General features: G+C 68.9%; 10 protein-coding genes and 1 tRNA gene. 3 read left to right on the top strand and 8 right to left on the bottom strand.

The genetic code is table 11. The features are described from left to right. Positions 1-80: 80 nt before the first annotated feature. The 3 genes from CS1GBM4_RS19150 to CS1GBM4_RS19140 all read left to right on the top strand — a co-directional run bounded on the left by CS1GBM4_RS19150 (position 81) and on the right by CS1GBM4_RS19140 (position 3,994). Positions 81-1,514, top strand: a complete 1,434-nt coding sequence (locus CS1GBM4_RS19150) for a DUF1254 domain-containing protein (RefSeq protein ID WP_186420342.1) — start codon at positions 81-83, stop codon at positions 1,512-1,514. A gap of 68 nt (positions 1,515-1,582) precedes the next feature. After that, a complete protein-coding gene (locus CS1GBM4_RS19145) occupies positions 1,583-2,617 on the top strand; it encodes a DUF1254 domain-containing protein (RefSeq protein ID WP_186420341.1) in 1,035 nt (344 codons plus the stop codon). Between the two features lie 144 nt (positions 2,618-2,761). Further along, positions 2,762-3,994: an MFS transporter gene (locus tag CS1GBM4_RS19140; RefSeq protein ID WP_186420340.1), complete on the top strand. Its 1,233-nt coding sequence runs from the start codon at positions 2,762-2,764 to the stop codon at positions 3,992-3,994. 20 nt (positions 3,995-4,014) lie between these two features. On the opposite strand, the gene CS1GBM4_RS19135 is transcribed toward CS1GBM4_RS19140, so the two are convergent. The 8 genes from CS1GBM4_RS19135 to CS1GBM4_RS19100 all read right to left on the bottom strand — a co-directional run bounded on the left by CS1GBM4_RS19135 (position 4,015) and on the right by CS1GBM4_RS19100 (position 12,127). Further along, a complete protein-coding gene (locus CS1GBM4_RS19135) occupies positions 4,015-6,228 on the bottom strand; it encodes an amylo-alpha-1,6-glucosidase (RefSeq protein WP_186420339.1) in 2,214 nt (737 codons plus the stop codon). A 13-nt stretch (positions 6,229-6,241) separates the two neighbouring features. Continuing rightward, entirely contained in the window at positions 6,242-7,339 is a 1,098-nt protein-coding gene (locus CS1GBM4_RS19130) for a glycosyltransferase family 4 protein (protein WP_186420338.1), read from the bottom strand. 296 nt (positions 7,340-7,635) lie between these two features. Next, a complete protein-coding gene (locus tag CS1GBM4_RS19125) occupies positions 7,636-8,112 on the bottom strand; it encodes an Hsp20 family protein (protein ID WP_186420337.1) in 477 nt (158 codons plus the stop codon). Between the two features lie 327 nt (positions 8,113-8,439). Then, positions 8,440-8,790 carry a hypothetical protein gene (locus tag CS1GBM4_RS19120; protein ID WP_186420336.1) on the bottom strand — a complete coding sequence of 117 codons (351 nt, stop codon included), beginning with the start codon at positions 8,788-8,790 and terminating at the stop codon, positions 8,440-8,442. Between the two features lie 241 nt (positions 8,791-9,031). Next, a tRNA-Thr gene (locus tag CS1GBM4_RS19115) sits at positions 9,032-9,107 on the bottom strand. A 103-nt stretch (positions 9,108-9,210) separates the two neighbouring features. Continuing rightward, the gene (locus CS1GBM4_RS19110) at positions 9,211-10,155 is read right to left on the bottom strand and encodes a prephenate/arogenate dehydrogenase family protein (RefSeq protein ID WP_186420335.1); all 945 of its coding nucleotides are present in this window, start codon (positions 10,153-10,155) and stop codon (positions 9,211-9,213) included. Beyond that, positions 10,152-11,261, bottom strand: coding sequence for a histidinol-phosphate transaminase (locus tag CS1GBM4_RS19105; protein WP_186420334.1), 1,110 nt, complete (start codon positions 11,259-11,261; stop codon positions 10,152-10,154). The genes CS1GBM4_RS19110 and CS1GBM4_RS19105 overlap by 4 nt, the downstream gene beginning before the upstream one ends. 32 nt (positions 11,262-11,293) lie before the next feature. Further along, a complete protein-coding gene (locus CS1GBM4_RS19100) occupies positions 11,294-12,127 on the bottom strand; it encodes a chorismate mutase (protein WP_186420333.1) in 834 nt (277 codons plus the stop codon). Between the last annotated feature and the right edge of the window lie 114 nt (positions 12,128-12,241).

Raw genomic sequence — 12,241 nt, 5'->3', positions numbered from 1 at the left:
CCGGGTCTGCTCGCGCCGCCGTCAGGCGTGATCGCCGACCCATTCCGACCCGTCCGGCCCCTCCGCGGAAGAAGATGATCATGGCAAGCCCCCTCTCCATCAGCAGGCGAGCCCTGCTCGCATCGCTCGCGGGCATCGGAGCGGGCGCCGCGCTCGGCCCGGCCGCGAGCCCTTCCGCCGAAGCCGCCGAAGCTGGAGCGCTGCGCGCGATCGCGAAGGAGGCGACGATCTGGGGCTTCCCGCTCGTCGACAATTACCGCATCCAGTATTCGTACTTCGCGGATCGCGGCGGCCCCGAATTCAAGGCGCCGTGGAATGTGATCGCCAACACGGCGCGCGTCTATACGCCCGAGGACAAGGCGATCCAGACGCCGAACTCGGACACGCCCTATTCCTATATCGGCGCCGACCTGCGTGCCGAGCCGCTGGTGATCTCCGTTCCCGCCGTCGAGGCGGGCCGCTACTACTCGCTCCAGTTCATCGACCAGTACACCTTCAACTTCGCCTATGTCGGCAGCCGCGCCACCGGCAACGAAGCCGGCAGCTTCCTGCTCGCCGGCCCGGGCTGGACGGGCCGCAGGCCGCCCGGCGTGAAGCGCGTCATCCGCTGCGAGACCCAGTTCGCCTTCGTGCTCTACCGGACCCAGCTGTTCGAGCCCTCCGACATCGAGAAGGTCAAGGCGATCCAGGCTGGCTACAAGGTGCAGCCGCTCTCGCAATTTCTCGGCGAGCCGGCGCCGGCAGCAGCGCCCGCCATCGACTTTCCCCGGCCGCCCCCGCCCGAGAAGCAGCGCAATTCGGCCGAGTTCTTTCAGATCCTGGGCTTCATCCTGCAATTCTGCCCGATACACCCGTCCGAGCGGGCCCTACGTCAGCGCTTCGCCCGCATCGGCATCGAGCCGGGCAAGGTCCTGGATGCCGCCAGCCTCGCGCCCGAGCGGCGCAAGGTGCTCGAGGACGGCATGGCCGACGCCTGGAAGGCCTTCGCCGCCTTCAAGGCCGGCGAGCTCGACACCGGCCGGCGCACCGCGGCGGAGGGATTCGGAACGCGGAGCTTCCTGAAGAACGACTACATGATCCGCATGGCCTCGGCCGCGCTGGGCATCTACGGCAACTCGAAGGAAGAAGCGCTCTACCCCTTCTATTACAACGATTCCGCCGGCAAGGCGCTGAACGGCCGCGACGGACGCTATACGCTGCGCTTCGATCCGAAGCGCTCGTTCCCGGTCAACGCTTTCTGGTCGCTCACCGTCTACGAGCTGCCGCAGAGCCTGCTCTCGGCGAATGTGCTCAACCGCTACCTCATCAACTCGCCGATGCTGCCCTCGCTGAAGCGGGATCCGGACGGGCTGGTGACGCTCCATCTCCAGCACGATTCCCCGGGACCGGAGCGCGAGGCGAACTGGCTGCCGGTGCCCGCCGGGCCGTTCTGGACGACGCTGCGCCTCTACTGGCCCAAGCCCGAGGCGCTGGACCGCCGCTGGAAGCAGCCGCCGCTCGTGCGGGCGGCGTAGTCCGCGCGGCCCCCTCGGCCCGGATCCCCGCCCGCCCCATCCCCATCACCAGACACAAGGAAGCGATCATGAAGCAGCTCCTCTCACTGGCGGTCCTGGCCGTGCTCGGCCCTGTCGCGGCCGCTCATGCGCAGGCTGCTCCCCAGCCGAAGCCCGTCCCGGTCACGGTCGATAACTTCGCGCGCGCGGAATCGGATCTCTACTTCGCCGGCATCGTCAGGAATGGCGGCTTCGGCAAGTTCGACCACACGCGCGAGCCGGCACCACTCGACAAGCAGACCGTGATCCGCCTCAACCGCGACACCCTCTACTCGTCGGCGGTGTTCGATCTCGATGCCGGGCCGGTCACGATCACGATCCCCGATGCGGGCCGACGCTTCATCTCGATGCAGGTGTTCGACGAGGATCAGTACACTCATCGGGTCGCCTACAAGCCGGGCCGCTACACCCTGACGCGCGACACCGTCGGCACGCGCTATGTGGCCGTGGCGTTCCGCACGCTGGCCGATCCGGCCGACAAGGACGACATGAAGCAGGCCCATGCGGTGCAGGACGCGATCAAGGTCGAGCAGCCGGGCGGGCCGGGCAAGTTCGAGATCCCGGCCTGGGACCAGACCAGCCAGAAGAAGGTCCGCGACCTGCTGATCGCGCTCAGCGATACCCTGCCCGACAAGAACCGGATGTTCGGCACGCGGGCGGAGGTCGACCCGGTCCGCTTCCTGCTCGGCGCCGCCTCGGGCTGGGGCGGCAACCCCGACAAGGAGGCCGTCTACCTCAATGTCGTCCCCGAGAAGAACGACGGCAGGACGGTCTACGGCCTGAAGGTACCGGCGAGCGTGCCGGTCGACGCTTTCTGGTCGGTCAGCCTCTACAACAAGGACGGCTTCTTCGAGAAGAACGAACTCGGCGCCTATTCGCTCAACAGCATCACCGCCAGGAAAAGCGCCGACGGCAGCTTCGATATCCAGTTCGGCGGCTGCGACGGCACGATTCCCAATTGCCTGCCGATCATGGAAGGCTGGAACTACATGGTCCGGCTCTATCGTCCCCGTGCGGAGATCCTGAACGGGACCTGGACCTTCCCGGCTGCCGTCGCGAGATAGCACCGGCCGGCTCGAGCGAGGGTCCTGGCGGGCGCGCCGTCGACCTCGGCTGACCGTCCGGAGGCCGGCGTCGTTCGCCGGCGCAACCGGAACGGCCCCGGCGGCGTTTCATCACGCAGGGGCAGGTCAGCAGGGCGCCCGGCGATGACGCCGACCTGCCGGTTGGAGCGCGTCGTGGCGGGTCAGGATCGGCGAGGTGGGGTAAACCGCGACCTGCTGGCGGGCTTCGTCCTGCTCTATGCGCTGATCTATGCCGCCTTCGGCGTGGCGTCGCCGTTCTGGCCGCATTATTTCGAGACGCGCGGCGTCGCTTCGGAAGAGCTCGGCCTGCTCCTCGCCCTCGGCACGGCGGTGCGGCTGGTGTCCGGCCCGGCAGCGGGACGGATCGCCGACCGGCGGAGGGCACGGCGGATGGTGCTCGCCAGCTGCCTCGGCATCGCAGGCCTGGTCGCGTTCGGCCTGGCGACCGCCGGAGGCCTGCTGCCGCTGCTTCTGTTCAGCCTCTTCCATGCGGCCGCGCTCGCGCCGACCACCACCCTGGCGGATGCGCTGGCCTCGCGCGCGGCGGTCGCGCCAGGAGACGGCCGGTCCAGGCGCTTCGAGTATGGCTGGGTCCGCGGCACCGGCTCGGCGGCCTTCATCATCGGAACGCTGCTCGCCGGGCAGATGGTCGGCGCGATCGGGCTGACCTCCATCGTCCTGCTTCATGCGGGGCTGCTCGTCGTGTCGGCCTTCGCGGTGCTTCTGGTCCCGGACACCCCATCCGACCGGCGACCGGCAGCGCAGGACCCGGCTTCGCCCGAAGGCGGCTTCTCGGCGCTCATGCGAATCGCCGTGTTCCGCCGCCTTCTGCTGGTTGTTGCGCTGATCCTGGGCAGCCACGCCATGCACGACGCCTTTGCGGTGATCCGCTGGACTGCGGCCGGCATCGGCCCGGGCACGGCGAGCCTGCTGTGGTCGCTGTCGGTCGCGGCGGAGGTGATCGTGTTCTTCGTCGTCGGCCCGCCCCTGGTCGCGCGCGTCGGCCCGGCCGCCGCGGCTGCCATCGCCGCCCTCGCCGGGCTGGCGCGGTGGAGCATCATGGCGCTGACGGCCGATCCGCTGGTCCTCGCCCTGGTGCAGCCGTTCCACGGAGCGACCTTCGCCCTGCTGCACCTCGCCTGCATCCGGATCCTGACGCAGAGCGTGCCGCCGGAACTCGCCGCCACGGGACAGGCGGTCTATGCCGTGGCGTCCGGTGCGGCGACGGCACTGCTGACGCTCGCAGCCGGCGTGCTTTATGCCCGCTACGGCGCCACAGCCTTCTTCGCGATGGCCGCGCTGTGCGGCCTGGCGCTGCCTCTGACGAGGGGGCTGCGTTCGGCCGGCGGGAGCTGAGGCGGCTTGCGCGCCGCCGCTCAGTGGACGACCAGCACGCCGACGGGGCCGCTGCGCTTCAGGACCTCCACCACGACCTGCGATCCGGAACGCCTGAGCGACACCGCCACCGCGTTGCCCGCCACCGTGAGATTGTCGAGCACGACCTGGTCCAGAAAGCCGGGCAGGACGGGCTGTTCGAAGAGGATCTGGCCCCGCTCGGGGTCGAAGCCGAGACCAATGCTCGACTGGAGCATGAACAAGGGCGCGGTCGCGGCCCAGGCCTGCGGGGCGCAGGCGACGGGATAGAAGGTCGGACCTTGGGCGCGCCGGCGCCGGAAGCCGCAGAACAGCTCCGGCAGGCGATGCAGATCGATATAGGTCGAGGCTGCATGGAGCCCTTCGAAGACGCGCGCGGCTTCGTGGCGGAAGCCGTAGCGGGCGAAGCCCGCCGCGATGAGCGCATTGTCGTGCGGCCAGACCGAGCCGTTGTGATAGCTCATCGGATTGTAGCGGGCCTCGCCGGAGGCGACGGTGCGTACGCCCCAACCGCAGAACGAATCCCCGGCCATCAGGGTCCGGACGACCGAGCCCGCCCGCTCCGGATAGGCGATGCCGGTCGCCAGCGCGTGCCCCGCATTCGAGGTCCGGACACGACATGGCCGCTTCTCGCCGTCGAGGGCGAGCACATAGGTGCCGAGCGCCTCGTCGAAGAAGGTCCTATCGAACGCGGCGCGCAACGCCTCGGCCCGCTCGCGATAGCGCGTGGCCTCACCGGGATGGCCGAGGCGGCCGGCGATATCGCCGGCCGCAAGCCAGGCGGCGTAGACATAGGCCTGGACCTCGGCCAGCGCGATCGGTCCGCGCGCCAGGGTGCCGTCGCTGTGAAAGACCGAATCATGGCTGTCCTTCCAGCCCTGATTGACCAGGCCCTCGATGGTCTGCCGGCCATATTCGACGAAGCCGTCGCCATCGCGGTCGCCATGATGCTCGATCCAGCCGAGCGCCGCCTGGATGCTCGGCCAGAGCTGGCGCAGGGTGGCTAGATCGCCGGTGCGGCGCAGGTAGCCGCCGGCGAGCATCACGAAGAGCGGCGTGGAATCGACGCTGCCGTAATAGCGGCGGAACGGCACCTCGCCGAGCTCGGCCATCTCGCCATAGCGGACCTCGTGGAGGATCTTGCCCGGTTCGGCATCGGCCACGGCATCCTGCGCCCTGGCCTGGTTGGCGGCGAGATGGCGAAGCACGCCGCGGGCGATCGAAGGGTCGAACCACAGCGTCTGGAGCGCCGTGATCAGCGCATCGCGGCCGAACACCGTGCTGAACCAGGGTATGCCGGCATAGGGGTAGGAGCCCTCGGGCGTCTCGGTGACCAGCATGTAGAGGTCCGAGATGCTTCGCCGCACCCCCTCGTTGAAGACTTCGTTCGAGGTCGTGATCGAGGCCGCCAGAGCGGCAGAAGCCCGCCGCGCGCGCCGCGCATCCCGCAGCGCGACGAAGAAGGCGCGGCGCGGCGAATGATCCGCCTCCTCCGCGCCGCAACTGATCTCCGCGAACAGGGACCGCGCCTCCCCCGGTTCCAGATCGAAGCTGAAGACCGCGCGATTCCCGGCGAGTTGCGCCGGCGCCGGCTCGAAGGACAGGGTCGTGACCCGGTGGTTGCCGTCGAGACCGGTATAGCCGAGGGTCACCCGGCCGGCGGCCAGCCTCGGCGGGTGCTTCTCGCCGCGGCGGGCGCGCCGCGTGCCGCGCACCTCGAACAGATCGGCGAAATCGGCCTCGAAGGCGATCTCCAGCGAGATCCGCCGGCGACGTTCGTCGTAGTTCCGCACGACGAGGCGCTCGAGGCACGCCGCTTTCCAGAGGAAGCGCGAGCGACGCACATGAATGAGGTCATGCTCGAGCTTGAGCCGGCCATCTTCATAGAGATCGGGATTGGTGAGGTCGCAGGTCAGGGTCGCGTTGTCGTCGCGCATCGTCGACGACAACAGCATCGGGCGCCGGCCCTCGATCGTCAGGTAGAGATGCGACAGATGCCGGGTATCGCGGTAGAAGATGCCCTCGGGGCTGCCGGGCCCCGAGAGGGCGTCGCCATTGTGATCGAAGACGGCGAAGCTGTCGTCGTGCTTCAGCGTCCGCGGCCGGCGCTCCTGAAGCGAGGCGGTGGCGGGGATGAAGAACTGAACCTGGTGGGCCGCTTCGCCTCCCGCCGGCGCGGGTGCGTGCGGTATGGCTTCGGCGCCGAGTGGCTGCATATCCGATCCGCCTCTATGCGACGACCTGCAGAGGAAGCTCGTGGCCGCGGCGCTGCCGGACGGGTGCCATCTGGGTCCGCGCGCCCGGCAGGTCGCGATAGACCGCGAGATAATCCTGCGTCATCCGCTCGGCGGTGAAGCGCTCCTCGAAGGTCGCCCGCACCCTACCACGATCGAGCTGATCCAGACGAGCCACCGCCTCCGCCGCATCGCCGACGGTGTCGACGATGTAGCCTGACAGGCCGTCGTCGATCACCTCCGGAACCGAGCCGCTGCGGAACGCGATCACCGGTGTCCCGCAGGCCATGGCTTCGATCATGACGAGACCGAACGGCTCCGGCCAGTCGATCGGAAACAGCAGAGCGCGGGCATTACCGAGAAACTCGGCCTTCCGCGGCTCGTCGATCTCGCCGATGAACTCGACATTCGGGTGCGATGCGATCAGCGGGGCGATCGTGCTGTCCCAGTAGGCCTGGTCGACCCTGTCGACCTTGGCCGCGATCTTGAGCTTCATCCCGGCGCGCGCAGCGATCTCGATGGCACGGTCCGGCCGCTTCTCCGGCGAGATGCGGCCGAGAAAGGCGAGGTAGTCGCCATGCGGCCCGGGCCTGAAGGGCAGCAGGTCTCGCGGCAGGCCGTGATGGACATTGCCGGCCCAGTTGAGATGGTCGGGAAGAGGGCGGCGCTGGTCATGCGAGATGGAGACCAGCGGCATCTCCGGGAAGGCCGCGTAGAAGGGCTTCAGATCGGGCAGGTCGAGCCGGCCGTGCAAGGTCGTGACGGTGCGATCGGCGAAGTCGCGGATGAGCGGGTAGTGCAGAAGCTCGATGTGGAAATGCAGGACGTCGAACTCGTCCGCCCGGCGCCGGACCTCGTCGAGCATCATGATGTGGAACGGCAGATGGTCCTTGACCGCCGGATTCAATCTCAGGGCCATGTCGCAGCAACGGACGAGCTCGGCCCGGGTCATCGAGTCGCCGCTGGCGAACAGGGTCACCTCGTGTCCCTGGCGGACCAATTCCTCGGTCAGGTAGGAGACGATCCGTTCCGTCCCTCCGTACAGCCTGGGCGGGCAGGATTCGGCGAGCGGGGCAATCTGGGCGATTTTCATCGGCGGGACCTGATCGATACGACAACGCACCGGCCATGAAGCGAGCGGTGACGGGCTGGAAGGACCGAGAGAGCAGCCGCCCTCGGCGAGACGATGGAGCTAGAACGGGAAGAGAGCGCGGCCGGTTCCGAACGCTCGGACATTCGTCCGGAGCCGACCCTCCGGCGGCGAGTCCGGCAGCGTCCGGGTCCGTCGCCGGCGCTCGGGCCGATCGCTCAATGCCTGATCGCGACACGTTCGATCCGGGCGACGCCGGGCTCGCGCCCGGCGCCCGACCTCGGGGCCGGCAGCGCGGCTCAGGCCGCGCGCTTCCCGGCTTCGATCTGGGCTCGCCCGCCCTGCAGCGGCGCCGTGCCGGCCGCGATCTCGATCCGGCGCGGCTTCATCTCCTCCGGCAGTTCGCGCTTGAGGTCGACCGTCAGCAGACCGTTCTCGAGGCTAGCCGAGACGACCTTGACGTGGTCGGCGAGCTCGAAACGGCGCTCGAAGGTGCGCTCGGCGATGCCGTGATGGAGATATTCGCCCGCATCCTGGCCAGCCTTGTGCCCCGAGACCATGAGCATGTTCGGCTCATGCGTGACGGTGAGATCGTCCTGCGCGAAACCAGCGACCGCCATCGTGATGCGATAGTCGTCGTCGCCGGTCTTGACGATGTCGTAGGGCGGCCAATGGCCGGCCGTATCGAGCCGGCTCGCAGCTTCGAGGGCATTGAACATACGGTCGAAGCCGATACTCGACCGGTAGAGCGGAGAAAAATCGAACACTGTTCTCATAGCCACATCCTCCATCGAGCAACATGGGTACAAGACGGACCAGCCCGGGTCCCGAGGCGCCGGCTGGCCGGCCGATCCCATCGGAAGGCGATCGGCATCAGAGGATTTGGTTCGGATCGATCGTTGTTCAAGAGGAGAGTGCGTCGTTCTTCCCGACGCGGAAAGCCCCGCCGGAAAGCCGGCGGGGCTCGGGCTATGCCAGGATGATCGCGAAGAGGAACCCGCTCGCTCCGGCGAGCATCGCGAGTGCCGCGAAGCGGGCCAGGCCCCTGTCGCTGAGCCGCCCGCTCCGGGGGGCCGTGACGGTCGCCATCCGGACCTCCTTGGTCACACGAAGACCGGCGCTCCGGACGACAGGCCGGCACTCATACCCGCCGCGCCGGCCGGTCCGCCGCCGGCGCCGCGATCGAGAACGGACAGCGCCTCCATGACCTCATCGGAGCCGACCGGCCGAGGTGCGAAAGGCGGGTGCCGCAACGCAGGGCACGAGTCCACGGCGCAGGCATCGGAAGCCCAGGATGACAGGATCGCCCGCATTTCCGAGCGCGACAGCGAGGTGTCGAGCAGGACATCGCCGGGGCGTTCATAGAACCGGCTGGGGTGCAACAGCCGGTCGAGGGCCGCGTCGTCGGTCTGGGGACGCGTGGGCGGCCTGATCGCGATCGATGGCTGGCTCATCGATGAACCCCTTCAGAAAGCTCCTTTCGATTGGCGCGAAGGATCTTCGCGGCGATCAATTTGGGCGCTGCCGGCCGGCCTTCAAGGCCGGATGCAGCAGGTCCATCGGGCCCGCACCGACGCACAGGCCGCCATTGTTCGCGAAGGCTCGCGGCGGCGATGCGCGCCAGCGAAGGCCGAACGCCGGGAACGGCCGTTCCGGCGGTCTCTCGAGAATCTGCGAATGCCGGGATCAGGAAAATGGTGCCGCAAGAGGGAATCGAACCCCCGACCCCATCATTACGAATGACGTGCTCTACCAGCTGAGCTATTGCGGCGACGGGTGGGGCTGTATCAGCCCTCCCCCGCTTTGGCAAGGCAAAGTGCCGGCGCGCCGGGCGGCTCCACGGCCGGCCGCGGAGCCGCCGAGGCCGCGCCGCCTCATCCCTTTTTCAGCTTCTCCGTCTCGGCCTTCTCCTGGCCGAGCGCGACGATGCCGCGCCGGATCGCCCGCGTACGGGTGAAGTGCTTGTGCAAGGTCTCGCCGTCGCCATAGCGGATGGCGCGGGTGAGGATGGCGAGGTCCTCGTTGAAGCGGCCGAGCATCTCCAGCACCGCCTCCTTGTTGGCGAGGAAGACGTCGCGCCACATGGTCGGATCCGAGGCCGCGATGCGGGTGAAGTCGCGGAAGCCGCCGGCCGAGAACTTGATCACCTCCGACTGCGTCACCGCCGCCAGATCCTCGGCCGTGCCGACGATGTTGTAGGCAATCAGATGCGGCAGATGGCTGGTGATGGCGAGGACGAGATCATGGTGCTGCGAGCCCATCACCTCGACGATCGCCGCCATGCCCTCCCAGAACTGGCGGGTGCGGGCGACGGCGCCCTGGTCGGTGCCGGCCGGCGGCGTCAGGATGCACCAGCGGTTGAGGAAGAGGCTGGGGAAGCCGGCATCGGGGCCAGAATTCTCGGTGCCGGCGACCGGATGGGCCGGGACGAAATGCACGCCCTCCGGCAGGTGCGGCGTCACCGCCTCCACGACCGCGTGCTTGACCGAGCCGACATCGGAGAGGATCGCGCCGGGCTTCAGCACGCCGGCGATCTCGGCCGCGACCGCCCCGCAGGCGCCGACCGGCACGCAGAGCACGACATGGTCGGCGTCGCGCGCCGCCTCGGCGGCGGTCTCTGCGACCTCGTGGCCGAGGCCGAGCTCGCGGGCCCGGCGGCGGACCTCGGCATCGGCGTCGCTCAGCACGATGTGGCGGGCGAGGTTGAGCTCCCTGGCCGCATGCGCGATCGAGGAGCCGATCAGGCCGATGCCGATGACGGCGAGCCGCCCGAAGAGCGGCTCGTCCCGGCGCGGCGCGAAGCTGTCCGGCGCGCTCACGCGGCCTTGCCCAGGAACTCGGCCAGCGCCGCGACGACGAGGCGGTTGGCCTCCTCGCTGCCGATGGTCATGCGCAACGCGTCGGGCAGGCCGTAGGCGCCGACGGCGCGCAGGATCAGCCCGCGCCGGGTCAGGAAGGCGTCGGCCTCCTTCGCGCTCCTGCCGGCTTCCTTCGGGAAGTGGATCAGGATGAAGTTGCCGACCGAGGGCGTCACCACGAGGCCGAGCTTCTCGAGCTCGGCCGTGGTCCAGGCCAGCCATGTCTCGTTGTGCTCGATTGCGGCGGCGAGATGCGCCTCGTCGGCGATCGCGGCGATGCCCGCCTCGATCGCGGCGCCGTTGACGTTGAAGGGGCCGCGGGTGCGGTTCAGCGCATCGACGATATGGGCCGGCCCGTAGAGCCAGCCGAGCCGCAGATTGGCCAGCCCGTAGATCTTGGAGAAGGTGCGCGTCATCACGACGTTCTCGCTCTCGGCGACGAGTTCGAGGCCCGCGGCGTAATCGTTGCGCCGGACATATTCGGCATAGGCGGCGTCGAGCACCAGCAGCACATGGGCCGGGAGGCCGGCATGCAGGCGCTTGACCTCGTCGAAGGGCAGATAGGTGCCGGTCGGGTTGTTGGGATTGGCAAGGAAGACGATCTTGGTCCGCGGCGTCACCGCGGCGAGGATGGCGTCGACATCGGCGGTGGGGGTCTTCTCCGGCACGACCACGGGCCTGCCGCCGGCGGCGAGGATGGCGATGCGGTAGACCAGGAAGCCGTGCTGCGTGAACACGCCCTCGTCACCCTCACCCAGATAGGCCTTGGTGATCAGCTGCAGCAACTCGTCCGAGCCGGTGCCGCAGACGATGCGGTTGGGATCGAGCCCATAGCGGCCGGCGATCGCCTCGCGCAGCTTCGTCGCCGAGCCGTCGGGATAGAACTCGAGCTTGCCGGCGAGGCCGCCAAAGGCGGCGACGGCCTTCGGGCTCGGGCCGAGCGGGGTTTCGTTGGAGGAGAGCTTGTGCAGCTTGACGCCGGCCGGCGCCGCGGACTTGCCGGGAACATAGGCCTCGATGTCGAGGACGCCGGGACGCGGGACGGGGCGGGAGGCGGGCAGAGCCATGGGGCTGGACCTTGGAGAAGAAGGAGTTTCGGTCAACGAGCGGATTTGAAGGCGAAGCGGGCGGCGTGGCTGCCGATCTCGGTGAGCTCCTTGAGGCCCGCGGGCTCGAGCGCGCTCCGGATGGCGTCGACCGGCGTCTCGCCGGAGGCGGCCACCAGCAGCGCCAGATGCGAGCCGTCGGCGGCGCTGGCCGAGACCTCGGCGAGGTGGTGGGCAAGGCCGTGGCGAAGCTGTTCCGACCAGCGCTCGACGCGGGCGGCATAGAGCACGATCTCGCGCACGGCGGCGTCGGTCAGCGGCTTGGCGATGCAGTAGACCGGCGTGCCGGCCGGATGGTCGGGCCGTTCGATGAAGGGCAGGCGCGCGATGATCTTGGGTTGGGCGGGACCGATCAGGCCCTGCCACCAGACGCCCGCGCTGGCGCCGAGGTCCATGCGGAAGATGCCGAGATCGCCGGCCGAGTCCGCCACGGCCGCGATCACGGCGCGGGCGTCCTCATGCGGAACGTAAGGCACGGTGAAGCCGAAATGGAAGCGGGCGCTGTCGCGCATCGGCGCGTCGCCGCCGGAGATGTCGGCATGGACCGCGTAGTTCGCCTGCACATAGGTGAAGGTCGCGATGATGATGCGCCAGATGCTCTCGACGGTGTCGAGCGGCAGCAGGCCCTGATGACGCAGCGCCAGGCGCTTCATCATGTCGGCCTCGCGGCCGGGGCGGAAGGCTGAACCGGAGACCTGCGTCTTCTTGATCGCGATCAGCGTCTCGATGATCTGCGAGCGCTCCATGAGGAGGCCGTGCATCGCCGCATCGATGCGGTCGATCTCGCTGCGCAGATCGGCGAGCGTGGTCGGTGCGGCTTGCGTCATCGGGGCCAGACTTCTTTAATCGTCCCGGTCTCTTAGCCGCCGCCGCCGGGCTTGGCAAAGCGCTCGCCATGCATCGCCGCGTTGACAGGCGGGAAGAGCCGCGCCATCGGTAAA

This window comes from Allobosea sp. CS1GBMeth4, from assembly GCF_900185715.1.
Lineage (GTDB): Bacteria > Pseudomonadota > Alphaproteobacteria > Rhizobiales > Beijerinckiaceae > Allobosea.
The sequence above is the reverse complement of the archived record's forward strand: the minus strand, read 5'-3'. Positions and strand labels throughout refer to the sequence as shown.